The organism is Acinetobacter thutiue (assembly GCF_030385805.1).
In the GTDB taxonomy this organism is placed as follows: domain Bacteria; phylum Pseudomonadota; class Gammaproteobacteria; order Pseudomonadales; family Moraxellaceae; genus Acinetobacter; species Acinetobacter corruptisaponis.
Genome location: NZ_JAUDZE010000001.1, coordinates 466,261 through 484,834, shown reverse-complemented (window position 1 = coordinate 484,834; position 18,574 = coordinate 466,261). Strand labels below are relative to the sequence as shown.

The 18,574-nt window shown below is 39.6% G+C and carries 20 protein-coding genes; 4 read left to right on the top strand and 16 right to left on the bottom strand.

Translation table 11 applies throughout. From position 1 onward, the window contains the following. Positions 1-14 precede the first annotated feature (14 nt). Complete coding sequence (locus tag QTA56_RS02330; protein WP_267979350.1) at positions 15-1,076, bottom strand: HlyD family secretion protein; 1,062 nt, start codon at positions 1,074-1,076, stop codon at positions 15-17. Between the two features lie 714 nt (positions 1,077-1,790). Here QTA56_RS02330 and QTA56_RS02325 point away from each other — a divergent pair. Continuing rightward, complete coding sequence (locus QTA56_RS02325; protein WP_267979349.1) at positions 1,791-2,663, top strand: bile acid:sodium symporter family protein; 873 nt, start codon at positions 1,791-1,793, stop codon at positions 2,661-2,663. A gap of 203 nt (positions 2,664-2,866) precedes the next feature. Here the strand turns inward: QTA56_RS02325 and QTA56_RS02320 are convergent, their stop codons facing one another. The 11 genes from QTA56_RS02320 to pyrG form a co-directional block, all read right to left on the bottom strand. Beyond that, a complete protein-coding gene (locus QTA56_RS02320; RefSeq protein WP_267979347.1) occupies positions 2,867-3,739 on the bottom strand; it encodes an MBL fold metallo-hydrolase in 873 nt (290 codons plus the stop codon). 11 nt (positions 3,740-3,750) lie between these two features. Next, a complete protein-coding gene (locus QTA56_RS02315; protein ID WP_267979346.1) occupies positions 3,751-4,161 on the bottom strand; it encodes a YeeE/YedE family protein in 411 nt (136 codons plus the stop codon). Continuing rightward, positions 4,158-4,577 (bottom strand): YeeE/YedE family protein, encoded by a 420-nt coding sequence (locus QTA56_RS02310; RefSeq protein ID WP_267979345.1) that lies wholly within the window; start codon positions 4,575-4,577, stop codon positions 4,158-4,160. Before QTA56_RS02310 ends, QTA56_RS02315 begins: the two co-directional genes overlap by 4 nt. 103 nt (positions 4,578-4,680) lie before the next feature. After that, complete coding sequence (locus QTA56_RS02305) at positions 4,681-5,424, bottom strand: ATPase (protein WP_267979344.1); 744 nt, start codon at positions 5,422-5,424, stop codon at positions 4,681-4,683. Positions 5,425-5,428: 4 nt separating this feature from the next. Further along, positions 5,429-5,683, bottom strand: a complete 255-nt coding sequence (locus tag QTA56_RS02300; RefSeq protein ID WP_267979343.1) for a hypothetical protein — start codon at positions 5,681-5,683, stop codon at positions 5,429-5,431. A gap of 77 nt (positions 5,684-5,760) precedes the next feature. After that, positions 5,761-6,237: a DUF6438 domain-containing protein gene (locus tag QTA56_RS02295; protein ID WP_267979342.1), complete on the bottom strand. Its 477-nt coding sequence runs from the start codon at positions 6,235-6,237 to the stop codon at positions 5,761-5,763. Between the two features lie 144 nt (positions 6,238-6,381). Further along, positions 6,382-7,086 (bottom strand): 2-C-methyl-D-erythritol 4-phosphate cytidylyltransferase, encoded by a 705-nt coding sequence (gene ispD, locus QTA56_RS02290; protein WP_267980020.1) that lies wholly within the window; start codon positions 7,084-7,086, stop codon positions 6,382-6,384. Beyond that, positions 7,070-7,441, bottom strand: coding sequence for a cell division protein FtsB (ftsB, locus tag QTA56_RS02285; protein ID WP_267979341.1), 372 nt, complete (start codon positions 7,439-7,441; stop codon positions 7,070-7,072). The genes ispD and ftsB overlap by 17 nt, the downstream gene beginning before the upstream one ends. Before the next feature lie 128 nt (positions 7,442-7,569). Beyond that, the gene (gene eno / locus QTA56_RS02280; RefSeq protein WP_267979340.1) at positions 7,570-8,859 is read right to left on the bottom strand and encodes a phosphopyruvate hydratase; all 1,290 of its coding nucleotides are present in this window, start codon (positions 8,857-8,859) and stop codon (positions 7,570-7,572) included. A gap of 45 nt (positions 8,860-8,904) precedes the next feature. Then, a complete protein-coding gene (gene kdsA / locus QTA56_RS02275) occupies positions 8,905-9,762 on the bottom strand; it encodes a 3-deoxy-8-phosphooctulonate synthase (protein ID WP_004677343.1) in 858 nt (285 codons plus the stop codon). Between the two features lie 30 nt (positions 9,763-9,792). Continuing rightward, on the bottom strand, positions 9,793-11,430 hold the full coding sequence (pyrG, locus tag QTA56_RS02270; protein ID WP_267979339.1) for a CTP synthase: 1,638 nt from the start codon (positions 11,428-11,430) through the stop codon (positions 9,793-9,795). Between the two features lie 369 nt (positions 11,431-11,799). Between pyrG and QTA56_RS02265 the strand changes: the two genes are divergently transcribed. Then, positions 11,800-12,276, top strand: a complete 477-nt coding sequence (locus tag QTA56_RS02265) for an internalin (protein ID WP_267979337.1) — start codon at positions 11,800-11,802, stop codon at positions 12,274-12,276. Positions 12,277-12,338: 62 nt separating this feature from the next. Here QTA56_RS02265 and QTA56_RS02260 read toward each other — a convergent pair whose 3' ends face one another. From QTA56_RS02260 to QTA56_RS02245, 4 genes are all read right to left on the bottom strand, one after another. Next, a complete protein-coding gene (locus tag QTA56_RS02260) occupies positions 12,339-13,424 on the bottom strand; it encodes a YheT family hydrolase (protein WP_267979335.1) in 1,086 nt (361 codons plus the stop codon). Positions 13,425-13,443: 19 nt separating this feature from the next. Next, complete coding sequence (locus QTA56_RS02255; protein WP_267979334.1) at positions 13,444-14,160, bottom strand: SGNH/GDSL hydrolase family protein; 717 nt, start codon at positions 14,158-14,160, stop codon at positions 13,444-13,446. A 235-nt stretch (positions 14,161-14,395) separates the two neighbouring features. Then, complete coding sequence (locus tag QTA56_RS02250; protein ID WP_267979333.1) at positions 14,396-14,803, bottom strand: nuclear transport factor 2 family protein; 408 nt, start codon at positions 14,801-14,803, stop codon at positions 14,396-14,398. A gap of 72 nt (positions 14,804-14,875) precedes the next feature. Beyond that, entirely contained in the window at positions 14,876-16,900 is a 2,025-nt protein-coding gene (locus tag QTA56_RS02245) for an NADPH-dependent 2,4-dienoyl-CoA reductase (protein WP_267979332.1), read from the bottom strand. A 124-nt stretch (positions 16,901-17,024) separates the two neighbouring features. Here QTA56_RS02245 and QTA56_RS02240 point away from each other — a divergent pair, with 124 nt between their 5' ends. Then, on the top strand, positions 17,025-17,585 hold the full coding sequence (locus QTA56_RS02240) for a PadR family transcriptional regulator (RefSeq protein WP_267979331.1): 561 nt from the start codon (positions 17,025-17,027) through the stop codon (positions 17,583-17,585). Then, entirely contained in the window at positions 17,585-18,496 is a 912-nt protein-coding gene (locus tag QTA56_RS02235; RefSeq protein ID WP_267979330.1) for an alpha/beta fold hydrolase, read from the top strand. Before QTA56_RS02240 ends, QTA56_RS02235 begins: the two co-directional genes overlap by 1 nt. Positions 18,497-18,574 lie beyond the last annotated feature (78 nt).

The window sequence follows — 18,574 nt, the reverse complement described above, 5'->3', positions numbered from 1 at the left end:
AAATATTTTTATTATTAGGTTCTTAGGTCAACTGTGGCACTGACGGACATTCCAGGTTTAATCAGGTCGATATGTGGACTTGAATCAAGGGCAATCCGAACAGGTATACGCTGCACCACTTTATTAAAGTTGCCTGTGGCGTTGTCTGGTGGCATCAATGAGAACGTTGCGCCAGATGCTGGAGAAAAACTCTCAATTTTCCCTGTATAGCTCAGACTTGGATAAGCATCCATTTTTAGGACAACTTTCTGACCAATATGCATTTTTTCAATTTGTGTTTCTTTAAAGTTTGCCTGAACATACAAACTATTCTCAGGAATAATCGCCATCAAACGAGTTTGTGGAGAAACACGCGACCCTTTTTGTATTGCAAGGCTTCCCACCTTACCATCCACTGGACTGATAATTTTTGAGGAATTCAGGTCAATACGATAAAGGTCCAAAGTTGCATTGGCATTTTGAACATCTGCCAGAAGTTGTGCCCGACTTGCCTGTAAACTGCCTAATTGGGCTTCGGCAGAATTGACTGTCGCCTGTGCCTTATTTAACTGGGCTTGAGCCGCCAGATATTGAGACTGGACGTTATCAAAATTTTGTCGGGTAATCACACCATCTTTTAATAAATCCTGATAGCGGGAATAATCCTTTTTTAAACGGTTTAAATCAGCCTGTGCAGCCAATACGCCACTATTTGCCTCACTAATACTCGATTTTGCTGATTTTTCATTTTGCTGTTGTACTGCCAACGCTGCCTGTTTTAATGTGACCATCGAGCGTGCCTGATCATAACGGGCCTGATAATCCCGATGGTCCAATACCGCCAGAGTTTCCCCTTTTTTGACCACTTGATTATCATTAATGATCAACTCCATAACCTCACCTGAGATTTTAGGCATGACCCAGGTCACATCAGCCTGCACATAGGCATTATCTGTAGACTGATAAAATCGAAATACAAAAATATAATATATAATACCGAGAATCAGGCATAACATAAGCACTGTAAAAACAGTCCAAGTTATTTTCTTACGACTGTGGAAATTAATATCCGTTTCCGTCTGAACCAAGGCTTCCATATTTTTTCCGTTCTTTCTAATATAAAATTTTTTATTTTGACCCCAATTAATTTGGGTAAATATATAACTTTTATTTAGCTGTCTAAATAAATAGTTACATATTCCAAAGTGACGCAAATTATCATTCTCACTGTCACAAAGTGTCATTGACTATTTTTACATCTTATTTTCCAATTCATGCCAATGCTTTATATAAAATGGAAATTTCTTCTAATTTTGAATAACCATACATAGTATCGTAATGTTCCAGTAAGGACACAGCATCTATTTATAGCTATATTATTGTTAATATTAAAATTATTAAATTTAAATATTGACTAAAAAAGTCTTATCAGAGCATTTAAAATAGTAGATAAATGATTATTTATTACATTTATTAAAATCTTAATTCATTATAAGAAATGTTTATAGAAATGTAACTATTCACATAATTTGGCCTTTATCTTCTAAATTAACACTTTAAAATAATCCAAATTGTCTTCTAGCAGACAAATTGAACTTGGAAAAATAAATAAGATCATTAAATCTACAAGAGACGCGGCTATTAGCATACCTTTCCACTATTGTCTAAACATTAAAGCTTGTTTTTTAAGTCATTGTTTAAGTAGTGCTATTTTTACTAGAGAAAATTATGATAACTTTTCTGGGATGAATTGTTACAGTAGAACACTTTCTAAAAAATTTGACAAAAACATATCAAAGGAAAAAACGGTTATGGATTCTGGATTGATCACACTGTTCTTGCCGATTGCCCTGGCAATTGTTATGGCTGGAATGGGACTGGAGTTAACTTTAAAGGATTTTGCGCGGGTAAGTAAGCATCCTAAAGCGGTGTTAATCGCTCTATTTTGCCAATTGATTCTATTGGTGGGAATCGCATTTTTAATTTGTAAAATATTAGCCTTACCTCCTCTTTTAGCGGTTGGCTTGATGCTGTTAGCGGCCTCTCCAGGAGGAACCACAGCAAACCTGTTTAGCTATTTATACAAAGGTGATATTGCCCTTAATATTACATTGACAGCCATTAACGCAATTATTGCTGCCGTGTTTTTGCCTTTTATTGTAAATTTTGCAATTCTGCATTTTATGAATGAGGGTCAGCATGTCGGACTACAATTTTCGAAAGTTTTACAGGTCTTCCTGATTATTCTGGTGCCTGTGGCGATCGGTATGCTGATTCGACACTATGCGCCCCATCTTGCAGAAAAGCTGAATCGCCCTGTACGAATTTTTGCAGTGGTTTTCTTACTCATCATTATTTTGGGTGCCATCTTTAAGGAAAGAAGTAATCTGGTTGAATATATTGGGCAAATTGGCTTGGCGACAGCATTATTCTGTGCAATCAGCCTGTTAATTGGCTATTTTGTACCACGAATTATGGGAATTAATTCCTATCAGGCACGTGCATGTGCTTTTGAAATTGGAATTCATAACAGTACATTGGCCATGACCATTGCACTTACCATTATGGCAAGTACAACCATCGCGATTCCTGCTGCTGTGTACTCTATTTTTATGTATATCTTTGCGACTATTTTCGGAATGATGATTACCAAATTTGGATCTAAAGAAAGTTTAGCCAGCTAATTTTTAATTTCGCTTTTAAAAACAGCGTATAGATTTATACGCTGTTTTTTATTTCTTTATTATTAATAACCAATTGAATTTTATAAATTAATCTAAATTTTAAAATATTTTTTGATTTGAATTTATAAATTTTAATTAGGCTATTTACAATCGGGCTAAAAAAGAAACCTTATTGCAAAAATAAGATTTCTTTGCGAATCAGCTTAGGACTTGAAATAATTTAATGGTAATTTCAGGTAACGAACTCCATTGGATTCTGGTTCAGGAAAACGTCCTGCATCCATATTGATTTGAATAGAGGGCAGAATCAATTTGGGCATTGTTAATGTCGCATCACGCGCCTGACGCATATGCACAAAATCCTGTTTAGCTGTTATGGCATTTAAATGAATATTGCCCTGCTTTTGTGCTTGAATACTGGTTTCACACACAAACTCAGTTCTCCCATCAGGCTTATAATCATGGCAAAGAAAAACGCGTGTCTGTTCAGGTAACTTATAAAGCTGCTGCACAGAATCATATAAGACTTCCGCACTCCCCTCTGGAAAGTCACAGCGTGCTGTCCCATAATCAGGCATAAACAATGTATCACCGACAAAAACTGCATCACCAACCACATAACTTAGACAGGCTGGCGTATGACCTGGTGTTGGAATATTGTAGGCATCCAACTCACCAATCTTAAAATGTTCATGATCCTTAAATAGGTAATCAAAGGTTTGATGGGTATTAAAATATTTAAGATCAATATGATAGATTGCACTAAAAGTTTCCTGCACAATTGCAATCTTTTCACTCATGGCAATTTTTCCACCCAACCTGCTTTTTAAATATTGCGAAGCGGTTAAATGATCCGCATGAACATGAGTTTCTAAAATCCACTCCACCTTGAGCTGATTTTCTTCAATGTATTGAATAACTTCATCTGCACCCTGAGTCGATGTTGAGGCAGATGCCGCATCATAATTCAACACACTGTCAATAATTGCGCAAACCCGTGTACCTGGATCAGTGACCACATAGCTGAACGTGTTGGTATCCTGATCAAAGAAAGCCTTGACTTGAGGATGTTGCATAAGTATATCTCCTATCGTTCAGCCCATAAGCGATGTATAAACATTCCAAACATCATTGCAGCAATAAAATACCAGGCTTGTGAATAACCCAGTCCAATTAAAGTAATTGCAGGTGCTGGACAAATACCTGCAATTCCCCAGCCGATACCGAACAGTACAGCCCCAATCATCAGTTTTTGGTCAATTTGGTTATTGTTGGGTAATAGCATCGTTTCACCCAATAAAGTTTTAGGATGTCGAATGGCTTTTTGAAATGGAATTATTGCCACCGCAATTGCACCAATCATTACGAACATCAGGCTAATATCCCAATCGCCAAGCACATCCAGAAAACCCAATACTTTTGCAGGGTTTGACATGCCTGAGATCATTAAGCCTAAAGCAAACAAACCACCAAACAGGAAAGCAAACAGGTTTTTCATGAATGGACTCCTATGACATGACGCACAATATAGACGGTGATCATTCCTGCAAGCATGAATGTCACCGTTGCAATGATTGAGCGTAGAGACAATCGGCTGATACCGCAAATACCATGCCCACTGGTACAGCCTGAACCTAAACGTGTTCCAAAGCCAACCAAAAGCCCTGCTACAATTAAAGTGAGGGGTGAGGATTCAATCACAATTTCAGGTTTTACAAATAATTGGTAAACGAATGGTGTGAGAAATAACCCCAGTAAAAACCAAAGTGCTGGACTTCCACTCAGAGACTTTGGTTGTAATAACTGGGCAAGCAAACCACTCATACCTGCAATACGACCGTTGATGTATAAATAGCCTACAACTGCAATGCCCAAAATTCCACCACCGATCAATGCTAAGAGAATACTAGACATCATTCCACCATATAATATTATATGTTTTTATATTATGTTAATTAGGTGATAAAGCAAAGTCATTTTTTACGTATCTTTTAACCAATTGATTATTAGTATGTTATTAAAAATCAGATAGAACTTTTTCGACAAACCAAAGTGGAAATTCAGTCATATTCTCATTAAGTTTTAACACTTCGGCTTGTTCAATTTCCGCTAGAAAAGCAGCCTTTTCACCATCAGATGAATTATCAAATAAATAAGTTCGATCTGTGACTTCGACTGCCTGCATAAGCAAATCCAGGCTACGATAATAGCGATCACGAATCTTTTGTTCTGGTACAGGATGCCCACCTGTACTTACCCGATACTGGACACGTGCGATATTAATTTCAGGATTCACTGTTGCAACATAATATAAATATGTTTTAAACCCTTGTTCCTGTGCATCTTTTAAAAATTCAACTTTACTGATGTGAGACATTACCGTCTCAAAAGTAAAACTGATCTTTAATCTTAAAAATTCTAAACGAATAAAATCAATGATTCGGGCTGCAAGATAAGAATCGACATCAACTTTTGCAAAACGGATTTGTCTCTCGGCAAATAATTCAGGTTCCTGACTCAATAAATCACATATTTGTTGGTTTATCTTTTTCTTTTTGGTCTTTAAAAAATCAATGAGTTTTTCGACATCCAGCAACTCATGATAACTATTCAGATCAAGAATTTGTGTTTGATTTAAAACTTTTTCAAGCTCATCTGCATTTAAATATGCCCCAATATGTCGGGGCAATAAATAGTCCTTGATGGTACTTTTTCCAGAACCATTTGGTCCTGCAAACATACGAATACGCGGCTGTCGCATATCTCTAAACAGTCACAGACTTTTTCTTACGTTTGAAGATACGTTGAGAAGTTGCAAGTGATTGATACGATGTTGAAAGATCTTGTAGTACTTTGATCTCACCATTAGGAAACCGCTTTAACAATTGACGATCTTTTACATAAACAACTTCAGAACATTCACTTGCTTGCTTAAAGGCATTGCGGAACGCTTGTATAGCAAGGTCAGGAAGATGATCTTCTTCTTGCATACTCATTTGCATGATTGTAAAAGCTGTCATTGATGACTCCTCCGCATGATTGCTGCTTATAGCTATACTAACATAAATGCGGATTTTGTCTAATTTTGCAGCACCAGTTAACCAACTAAATCCTCAATACCAATTAATTTAGGTAATTTTTCAATTAGCTTATTTAACTCCGTATTTGCTGGTGAAATACAGCCTGTATAGTGACTTAAACGTGTTACCGTACCATCGGGACGTTTCCACCAGAAATATGCACTTGGCTGATCTGTTGCGGTTTGCTGGCATCCTGTAGTCTTTACATTCGCTCCTGTTTCAGGACGATAAGTTTGTAATTCTTGTTGAAGCTTCTTATAAACAGATGGGCTTACTGTTAAATCTTGGGTACCCGTTACTTTTGTATATTGTTTCCCATCAAAATGCACCGCTCCAGACGGAGAAATTTCCACTGAATAAATTGGACAGGCACCAAAACATGGGCTAGATGAATAGCGAATGGTTTCCTGCGCCGTATCTTGAGTTTGCTGTGGTGTAGATGCACAACCCACTAATGTAAACGTAAAAAGACCCGCGATTAATAATTTTTTCATTTGTTGATCCGTTATAAAGTATGTGGTTCAAATTTAACAAATAGTGAAATTTTTGTCATTTATATTGATGTTAAAATATTAATATTTCACTAATTTTACTTAGGCTATTTAACTATAATTGATGTAAAGCAAAACGGATTAAAACTAGTGAGAATTTTGTGATTGCAGAATTAATCGGGCAAGTTCCAGATCATCAGCATAGGTAATTTTAATATTGTCTGAACGACCTTGCACCACTTGTACAGGCTGATTGATGTATTCTAAAGCACTTGCCTCATCAGTAATTACAATGTCATTAGCTAATGCTGTTTCAAGCGCATTTTTTAATATCTTTAATTTTGCCATCTGCGGGGTTTGTGCCTGCCACAACAATTCACGGCTGACTGTTTTCTCAATCTGATTTCCAGTGTGTACCTGTTTTAAGGTATCACGAACTGGAATTGCTAAAATTGCACTTTGGTTATGTGTTATTGCAGTATTAACCAATAGCTGTAAATTTTCCTGAGTCACACATGGACGTGCCACATCATGCACCAATACCCAATCATCTTCATGAGCAATTTCAGATAAATAAATGAGTGCATTCAGTACAGAATGAACACGCTCTGCACCACCCAAGCAAAAATGCAATTTATCTTTATGCTGAAAAGAAAGTGTTTTAGCAAAATGATCCTGTTCACCAATTGCAAGCACACATCCTGCTAAATCCAAGCTATTAAGACGATTTACAGTATGTTCAAGTACAGTATGGTTTTGAATATATTGATATTGTTTTAATTCGGTTTTTGAAAAACGACTGCCCGAACCTGCTGCTGGCACAACCGCCCATAGCCTAGTCTGGGTTTTCATTGGTTGCGACATCTACTTTTGCATTTGGATCAATATAAATTGGTTTGTAATGGGTACTGATGGTACTCATTTGCACAAAAGTTTCATGTGGTTTAATTAAACCCAAGTCAAGACGTGCATGTTCTTCAATGGCTTCAGAACCATTTTTCAGGTCAAAAACCTCTGCCGCTAAAATACGGTTACGTTCCTTTAGCTCAGTATTGATTTCTGCTTGCTGCTTAATTTGCTGGGTTAAAGCCTGATGAGGGAAATAGCCTCCCTCACCCAGCCAAAATTGATACTGTAAACTTGCAACCAAAGCAATTACAAGCAACAGAATCAATTTACTCGAAGTCGATCGAAATACATCTAGCATGAAAAACTCCCCACATCCCTCTTGAAAGGAAAACCTGTCACAAATTCTATAGGATTCTGAATTCGTGAAGTTTTTCTCTTTTGTAAAGAAAGGCTCTCAAGAAGTTTTAACATGACTAAAGCTTGACCTTATTTTAGACCTTTGAACTCAGCCTTACCACGATAAGCGGCATGGGTTAATTCTTCAATGCGAAGCAATTGGTTGTATTTCGCAACACGGTCCGAACGACAAAGTGAACCTGTCTTGATTTGACCCGCTGCTGTACCGACTGCCAAGTCAGCAATGGTTGAATCTTCAGTTTCACCTGAACGGTGCGAGATTACAGTGCTGTAACCATTTGCTTTCGCCAGGTAGATCGCATCCAGAGTTTCACTTAATGTACCAATCTGGTTGTACTTGATCAGAATAGAGTTACCGACTTTCTCATCAATACCACGTTGTAAAATTTTAGGATTAGTTACGAATAAATCGTCACCCACCAACTGGATTTTATCGCCAAGAATTGAAGTCAGGTAGCTCCAGCCTTCCCAGTCAGACTCATCCAGACCATCTTCAATCGAGATGATTGGGTATTGATTTGCAAGACCAGCAAGGTAATCAGCAAATTGATGGCTGGTAAATGCACGGTTACCTTCACCCTCTAAAACGTACTGACCATTTTTGTAGAATTCTGAAGATGCACAATCCAATGCAAGCATCATGTCTGAACCTGCTTTATAGCCAGTCAATTCAATCGCCTGTAAGATCACTTGAATAGCTTCTTCGTTAGAGCGTAAGTTTGGCGCAAAACCACCCTCATCACCCACAGCAGTATTTAAACCCTGCTTTTTCAATACTGATTTCAACGCATGGAATACTTCTGCGCCTGAACGCAATGCTTCAGCAAATGAAGTAAAGCCGACTGGCTCAATCATGAATTCCTGAATATCAACAGTGTTGTCAGCATGCTCACCACCGTTCAGGATGTTCATCATTGGTACAGGCATAGTCAATGTTGTTTGACCACGTAGGTTAGCAATGTACTGGAACAATGGAAGTTTTTGTTCAGTTGCCGCAGCACGGGCCGCAGCCAAAGATACCGCCAAAGTTGCATTCGCACCTAATTTTTCTTTGTTTTCAGTACCGTCCAATGCGATCATCTTGTCATCAAGCAATTTTTGCTCAAACACATTTTGACCCACAAGTAGCTCATGAATTGAGCTATTTACATTTTGAACAGCAGTACGAACACCTTTACCCAAGTAACGTGACTTGTCACCATCACGCAGTTCCAAAGCTTCACGAGAACCAGTTGAAGCACCAGATGGTGCACATGCACGACCAACAACCCCAGATTCCAAAATTACGTCTGCTTCGATGGTTGGGTTACCACGAGAGTCCAAAATTTCACGTGCACGGATGTCAACGATTTGGCTCATGAACAATTCCTCTGTTGAATGAATAAAAAGATGCAAATGAATGCATCAATGGGTATCTAACTTTTTGAATCCTTTAACCAAAGTATCCAATTCTTTTAATTGCGCCAAGAATGGCTCAAGCTGTGATAAACGCAAGGCACATGGTCCATCGCATTTTGCATGTTCAGGGTCTGGATGTGCTTCAAGAAATAATCCTGCCAAGCCCGTTGCCATACCTGAACGCGCTAAAGTCGTGATTTGGGCACGGCGACCACCAGCGGAATCTGCACGACCACCTGGTGTTTGCAAAGCGTGGGTCACATCAAAAAATACGGGCACGTTCATTTCTTTCATGATGTCAAAGCCCAGCATATCAACCACAAGGTTGTTATAGCCAAATGCTGAACCACGTTCACAAAGTATAAGTTTGTCATTTCCCGCTTCCAGACACTTATGCAGGATATGGCGCATTTCATGTGGGGCAAGAAACTGTGCCTTTTTGATATTGATAATGGCTTGGGTTTTTGCCATTGCCTCAACAAGGTCAGTCTGGCGACTGAGGAATGCGGGAAGCTGAATAATGTCGGCAACTTCGGCAACAGGTGCTGCCTGATACGGTTCATGGACATCAGTAATGATTGGGACATTAAACTGTTTTTTAATCTCACCCAGCCATTCAATGCCTTTTTCCAGGCCAGGTCCACGAAACGAGTTCAGGCTGGAACGGTTGGCTTTGTCAAAACTCGCTTTAAACACATAAGGAATGTTTAATCGTTTACAGATATCAATATAAGTTTCAGCAATCTCAAACGCTAAATCTTTTGACTCAAGTACATTCATTCCGCCAAATAATACAAATGGCAAATGATTTGCCATTTGTATATCGCCTAAACGTACAACTTCTTGTGGTTTTAATTGTGACATTTAAACTTTCCCAGTTTATCTAAGTCTATATTATTTACTCTTTTGATGCTGTTTCTTTGTAGCGTCAATAAAACTGGCAAATAATGGATGACCATCACGTGGTGAGCTTGTAAATTCTGGATGGAATTGTACCGCAATAAACCAAGGATGTTCAGGAATTTCTACAGTTTCAACCAAATGTTGTACTGAAGAATAGCCTGAAATCTTCATACCCGCCTGTTCTATGGTCTCAATAAAGCGATCATTCATTTCATAACGATGACGATGACGTTCAATAATTTCTGATTGACCATAAATTGTACGAATTTTTGCACCATCAACCAATTCAGACTTTTGTGCACCCAAACGCATGGTGCCACCCAAGTCTGACTCAAGACTACGGTGTTGTAATTCGCCACGCTCATCCAACCATTCAGTAATTAAGCCAATGAGTGGATATTTGGTGGAACGGTTAAATTCGGTTGAAGTTGCTTCTGGCAATCCTGCAACATGGCGTGCATATTCAATCACCGCCAATTGCATCCCTAAACAGATGCCCAGAAAAGGAACCTTGTTTTCACGCGCATATTGAATGGCACGCATTTTCCCCTCAGTACCACGCTCACCAAAACCACCTGGAACAAGGATTGCGTCAGCCGTTTCAAGTACCGAAATATCCTGACCCTCTAAAGATTCAGCATCGACATAGTCAATCTGTACTTTAACGCGGTTTTTAATACCTGCATGTAAAAGTGCTTCATTTACAGATTTATAGGCATCAGGTAACTCAACATATTTACCGACCATTGCCACGCGAACGGTGTATTCTGGATTGAGTAATGCTTCAACCACATTATCCCAGTCTTCAAGATTGGCTTCTGGCAGATCGTTAAAGCCAAAACGTTCACAGATTAAATCATCGACATTTTGTTCATAGAAATTGCGTGGAATTTGATAAATGGTTTTTGCATCTGGACATGCAATGACTGCACGCGCCTCTACATTGGTAAATAGTGCAATTTTACGGATAGTATCCGCATCAACTTCATGTTCAGTACGGCAGATCAGGATATCTGGCTGGATACCAATTGAAAGCAGCTCCTTAACAGAGTGCTGGGTTGGCTTGGTTTTTAGTTCAGCCGCAGACTTAATATATGGCAATAAGGTTAAGTGCATCAGCATGGTACGTTTATGACCCAGCTCAACCATAAGCTGACGTACCGATTCCATAAATGGAAGTGATTCAATATCACCTACTGTACCGCCAATCTCAACGATTGCAACGTCATAACCCTCGCCTGCGCGAAGTACACGTTCCTTAATATTATCGGTAATGTGCGGAATCACCTGAACTGTACCACCCAAGTAGTCACCACGGCGTTCTTTATTGAGTACGTCCTGATAAACACGACCACTGGTGAAGTTGTTCAGTTTGGTCATTTTGGCACGACGCAGGAAACGTTCGTAATAGCCCAAATCTAAGTCAGTTTCAGCACCATCCTCTGTGACGAAAACTTCACCGTGCTGGAATGGGCTCATGGTACCTGGATCGACATTAATATATGGATCCATCTTTACCATCGTGACTTTTAAGCCACGAGCTTCCAAAAGTGCGGCAACAGAAGCAGCAGAAATACCTTTACCTAGTGATGAAACCACACCACCAGTGACAAAAATAAAATGGGTCATTGAGTTTCTCGTACAATCGAGCCGAAATCGGCCTACAATGTTGGGCAATTTTACTGTACTCTGCACCAAGAAAGCAAAGTCAAACCGCACCAATTCAAAGAACTATAAACAATCGACTATTCTATCAGCATTTTCGATAAAATTTTATGGGATTTGTGGATTTTTCATCCATATATGATATTTGGCTGATCAATAGCATGGAACAAATACCGCAATTTCCCCCCAGATTTACTGTCATTTTATTTTAAAATAGCGCTTTCCCAGCAAGCATTTATAAAATATCAACAAAGCCGATAAACCGTAGGGATTTCTTCACCTCGTTTTATTGCTATAATCCGTGCTGTCCTTATTCAATATGTTGTTTTAGCAATGGCAAATAAAAAACTTTTAATTTGTGCAGCACTTGCGACTGGCCTTTTATTAACTGCTTGTGTGAAAAAAGAAGAACCGAAAGAAGAGCAGCAAGAACAGGCAACTGAGACACAAACGACTCAGCCACAACCTGAACCTGAAAAAATTCAGGAATTTGAGTCTCTAGAAAGTGCGGAACCAGCACCTGAGCCAGTGATTGAAACAAGCCGTGAGGAAACACCAAATACGACCACTGAAATTCGTCGTGAAACACGCCCTACTCAGGCACAGACTTCTACAGATACAAGCACTCAACCTGAAACGCCACGTACTGAACAGCCTAAACCAGCAGTTCAGGCTGAGCAAAAGCCTGCTAAAATAGAACAACCAAAAACTGAACCTGTAAAAGCTCCAAAGCCATCGACACCAGCCCAAAGTGAAGATGATGCTGTTGCTGCCGCAATTGCCGCTGCAACCCCTGCACTGAACAATTAATTGATTGCAGTCAAAAGCCAGTTCCATTGATGCAACTGGCTTTTTTATGGGCTAAGCTTTAATCAATAGTGCCTAAAAAAGTCTGAAATCAACCGTGATGCCCACGATTTCACTGCTACTCCCTCATAAAAGCCACAATGACTGCCCTTTTTGGTAGTCACTACCACAACATTTTCCATCTGCTGGATTGCGTCTTTATAAGGTTCCAGATTTTTAATGGAACAGACAGGATCATCTTCAGCATTCAAAATCATCAGTGGAATCTTGACATTTTCAAACACATAAATCGGGTTGATGGCTTGGCAATAACTTTGATAATCCTGAAAGCCCGCCATTTCAAAATATTCTTTTTCAAACTCTTCTAAACTTGTCGTGGTGAGCACTCTTTTAAGAGAAGAAACATTGCTCCATGTATTTTGGTAAGGATGAATAAAATACTTAAATAATTTTTTAGTCATCATTTTGCTATAAAAAGGATGCACATTTTTAAAGCCGAGTTCAGTGTTATAGCCTGGACACATGGCAAAAGCAGCTTTAAACGGCGTACTTTCCCCTTGTTCGCCTAGATAACGTACCAATAAGCCAGTTCCTGCCGATGAACCCACCCCATATAAATCTGAGTTTGGGAATAATTTTTGAATATGACCAAGCTGTTCTTTTAAGTCACTGGTTGAACCAAACAGGGAAATTTGTGGTACAGGCATCGGCAGTCCTGCGTGTCCACGACGCAGACACAGGGCAATGCGCCATCCAGTATATTCATGTAAATCTTTAACCAATTCCCGCATACTTTCAGGTGTACCTGTAATGGTGTGCATGATCACAACAGTTGGCGTATCTGCGGGTAAATCATAGCCATACCATGCAATTGCAGTAACCCCACCATCCTGCATGGTCAACTGATCAATACGATCATACTCAAGCTTGATGGTTTTCTTCTTGATTAAATCAAAATATAAAAGATGAACATGGCTATTGCTGAGCCAAAAAGTTGGGCGATATTTCTGTTTTAACTGCGGCAATCTTTCCAAAACATCTTTAATTTTCCCTTGTGGGTCATAATACATTTTGGGTTGTTCAGCACCTGATACTGAATCCAGTACGTCCAAAGCTAAAACTTTAAGCTTGTTTAAAGCAGATCTGCCCATCTTCAATTACCGTCTCTGACTATGCGTTAAATGTTTGTCGCACCAATGCTGCGACCTGTTGCCCCCAAATTGCATAAATTTCTTTACTCGGATGAAAACCATCACTGGCCATCGGCAAATTCATTGCCTGAAAGCTTTCAATGTCATATTGAATAAATCTAAATTGAGTTTGTGCTGCCAACGATTGTTGTAATGTGTCATTCATTTGTTCGGCATATTTTCCAAACAGCCAAGCCAGTGGCTGAGGTAGTGCTGGAAAATGTTGCATCGGTGGTACACCTGACACAATAATCAGTTTTGGCTGGAAACGGGTTTGTATTTGAGTAAATAATTGTTTTTGTTGTTTTATCCATGTTTTGGCAGAAGTCAGTTTGGTGACATCATTCACACCTATGGAAGTCACCACCACATCATAGCTTTGTGGTTCTAGATCATGGATCGCTTTCAAAACCTGTTTTGTGGTATCACCTGTTTTGGCATGTAATTTCCACTGCAACATGAATTCACCTTGTAACTCAGCCATAATGGCACCAGATAAGGCATCCTGTTGTGTTTCCACACCAACACCTGCTGCTGCCGAATCACCGAGAATCAAAAGTGACAGGGGTTTTCCCTGTCCAATCCTACCCTCACGATCTCCAGTTGCTTCTGCCAGACGTGGTGTATTCCTACGAACTTTTGTGCCTTGTATCAGCAATACAGGTAATAATCCGAAAGTTGCAAGTTTTAACCACATCTTTATAAACTCCACATATTGGTTATACCAATTTTCAAAAGCGAGTTAAGAGCAATTTGTAAAATAATAACAATCAGCACAACCTCATAATTTTGGGGATTATCAAATGTCTGTTGTATAGGTGCTTTCTTACTTTTCACGGATGAAAAGTAAGCAAAAATCTTTCAATGATATGGATTTAGTTTGCAAGTATAGGAGTCTTTCAGGAATTATTACTTAGGCTATTTTGTATTAATTAATTTGGTTGATATTTGGCAAATCTTGCACCCATCTGTTCAGCCAATGCCGCCAAGCCACTCATTGGACGAATCATCACTTCAAAATCAATGATTTTGCCTTGTTCATTAAAGCGGATCATATCAATGCCTTTTAATGATTTTCCGCTCACATTTGCGCTAAATTCCAATACTACGTTTTCACCATCTTCAGTATAGAATTCACGGTGATAGGTAAAATCCTGAAAAACCTGAATGACATTGGTCAGGATAAAAAACACCACGTGTTTTCCCTCATAAGGTTTGTATGCCACAGGCGAATGAAAAACCACATCATCTGCCAGTAATTCATTTAAAGAGGACATATCACCTGTTTGAATCATGTGATGCCATTTTTCTAGCGATTGTTTTGTTGTTTCGAGTGTCATTTTATTTTCCTTTATCCTTAAATGTTGAAATGAGGGACATTTCCTCCTAGAGAAAATGTCCGATTCATTTATTTATACAACGGCTGCCAATTCAGCACCTTGACGAATGGCACGTTTCGCATCCAGCTCACCTGCTTCTTTCGCACCACCAATGAGATGAACATTTTTACCATCAGCCTTGAGTTGATCATACATAGCGGTATAGGATTCTTGACCTGCACAGATCACCACGTTATCGACTTCAAGTACAGTGGTGTGACCATCAACGGTGATATGTAGACCTTGATCATCCACCTTGTCATAGCTTGCGCCTGCAATCATCTTGACATTGCGGTGCTTTAAGCCTGTACGATGAATCCAACCTGTGGTCTTACCTAAACCAGCACCCACCGCAGCCGTTTTACGTTGTAACAGGTAAATTTCACGTTCAGACTGTTCCAGTTCTGGCTGTTTTAAGCCACCCACATGCGCATAAGTGGTATCAATGCCCCACTCATCATAGAATTTTTGTGGATTTAAACTGCCGCTTTCGCCCTCATGGCTTAAATATTCGGCCGTATCAAAACCAATCCCACCTGCACCAATAATGGCGACACGCTTGCCCACAGGCACACGCTCTTTCAGTACTTGGATGTAGCTCAGCACTTTTGGATGATCGAAACCCTCAAACTGCAATTGGCGTGGTGTTACACCTGTTGCAACCACAATGTCATCATAGTCCGCTTGGCTCAGTTCTTCATAAGTCACGGTATGGTTGAGCACAAGTTCAATATTGGGCTGCAACTCAATCTGACGCTTAAAGTAACGTAAGGTTTCGTAGAATTCTTCTTTACCTGGAATGGTTTTGGCAATATTAAACTGACCGCCAATCTGATTGCCTGCATCAAAAATCTTGACCTTATGACCACGACTTGCAGCATAGGTGGCAAAGCTTAAACCTGCTGGCCCTGCACCAATCACAGCAATATTTTTAACTGCATTAGTTTCTTTAAAAATCAGTTCAGTCTCATAACAGGCACGTGGATTGACCAAACAAGTGGCAATTTTCATTGAGAAGATATGATCTAAACACGCTTGGTTACAACCAATACAGGTATTGATTTCATCACTGCGCCCCTCACTGGCTTTGAGGACAAACTCTGAATCTGCCAGCATTGGACGGGCCATCGAAATCATATCGGCATGACCAGATGCTAATACATGCTCTGCCATTTCAGGCGTATTAATACGGTTCGAGGTAATCAACGGAACTGAAACAGTGCCTTTTAGTTTCTCTGTCACCCAAGTAAAGGCTGCACGAGGTACTTTGGTGGCAATGGTTGGGATACGAGCTTCATGCCAGCCAATGCCTGTATTGATAATGGTTGCGCCTGCTTTCTCAATTTCTTTGGCAAGCTGAATCACTTCTTCCAGACTTGAACCACCCTCAACCAAATCCAGCATGGATAAACGGTAAATGATAATAAAGTTTTCACCGACATTGGCACGAGTACGTTTTACAATCTCAATCGGAAAACGAATACGGTTTTCATAGCTACCACCCCATTCATCATCACGGTGATTGGTACGGGCTGCAATAAACTCATTGATCAGATAACCCTCTGATCCCATGATTTCAACGCCATCATAGCCTGCATATTGGGCAAGCTTGGCACAGTTGGCAAAATCATCAATAGTTTGCTGAACTTCGGCTGAACTGAGTGCTTTAGGCTTAATTGGATTAATCGGTGCCTGAATTGCTGACGGCGCAACATTATTGGCCTGATAAGAATAGCGACCTGTATGTAAAATCTGCATGGCGATCTTACCGCCCGCATCATGTACCGCTTGGGTAATCACTTTATGTTTTTCAGCTTCTTCAACTGTATCCAGCTTGGTGCCATGCGAAAAAACCACACCATCATCATTTGGAGAAACACCACCTGTTATGATTAGGCCAACCCCACCTTGAGCACGTTCTGCATAAAACGCAGCCATCCGTTCATAACCTTGAGGGGCTTCTTCTAGGCCAATATGCATCGACCCCATCAATACACGGTTTTTTAATGTGGTAAAGCCCAAATCAAGTGGGGCTAATAAATGTGGATAAGCTGACATTGTTTCTCCTTTGGCTAGCAATCTGCTTGCTAATGCAACTTGTTGCATAAAGTTATAAACAAGATTTGATTTTTATGCAACATATTGCATAATCTAAACAGTCATTTTTTATTTCTGGATGGTTATGTCACTTGCCCATGTTTTATTAACCAGCTTACTGGAAAAACCCAGTACAGGCTTTGAATTGGCTCGTCGCTTTGACCGTTCAATGGGCTTCTTCTGGAATGCAACGCATCAGCAAATCTATCGTGAACTCAATGGGATGCTTAAAAAAGGCTGGATTTCTACATTAGAAGAACAGGCTGCAAACAGCCGAAAAAAAACCTATCAGGTGGAACAACTTGGCAGAATACAACTCGCTGCATGGATTGAACAACAAAGTGAACCTGCCCAATTGCGTGATGACCTGATGGTCAGATTAAGGGCCGAAGCACAACTTGGCGGTAACAATATCTTGCCTGAATTAGAGCGGCACTTGGTCTTACATAAGGAAAAATTAGGTCTTTATCAAGCCATTCATGATAAGGATTTTAAAAATAATCAACCAACCAACCGTGTTTTGTTTATCCATAAAATGATTCTTGAACTTGGTATCATTAAGGAAAATGAATGGATAAAATGGTTGGAACAAATGATTCCACAACTTAAAAAGTTTGAAGAAGCCAACGGAACTGGAGAAAAATAATGCCGTTTTATACCATGCCTGATCAGGAAAAATTGTTTGTCAGACGTGTTGGTGAGGGCGAACCTGTACTTGTCCTGTCAGGATTGGGCATGCAAAGCTGGCAATGGCTTCCCTTTTTATTTGCAAGCCGTAAAAAATATGAATTTATCATTCCTGACTGGCGTGGTTTTGGCGGTTCAAAGGACTGTGCCATTCCTGAAACCGATGCGATCTCAAGTCACTGGAATGATGTTGATTCTTTGATCAAGCAACTCAAGCTAGACCAGTTTATCCTGATTGGCTATTCAATGGGCGCAACCACAGCCATGCATGGCTTTAAACATGGCGGTCTGGCACACAAAATAAAAGCTTATCTTCATATTGATCAAACACCAAAAATTCCTGTGGATGATTCCTGGCAATATGGTTTATTTGGGCAAAAGCATTCCCAATTTAAATCGCTGCTACTGGATATTCAAAATGTCCTTTCAGAAAACAGACAGGCGATAAAACTTGAAGATTTAGCTGTATCCGCCCGTGATAAACTGGTCAACGCATGGGGAAATTTTCTTGAGCTACAGAGTAGTAATTCTTATAGCCCAAAACTATTTAAAGCAGCACTCAACCGCCCTTTTCTACAAAAATATTTAATGCCAATTCAGCGCCTGGATTACCTGCTTTGGTATGTGGAAAATTATTTAAACCATCATGAAGACTATAGAGAAGCCATTAGTCAGGTAAATTGCCCAACGACCTTTTTTATTGGTCGTGGCTCAACACTTTATCCTGAAACTGGACAAACCATTGTTGCCCAAAGTCTGACGAATGCCAAAGCAGTTTATTTTGAACGTTCTGGACATACGCCATTGATTACGGAACCTAGAAAATTTAGTCAGGAAATTGGCAAGTTTTTAGAAAATCAAAGCTTGTAGATTGCCTTATTGATTTTAGACAGCCTAGTTACTTAGGCTATTTTTAATTCGATAACCCACACTTCTCTATCAAAACCA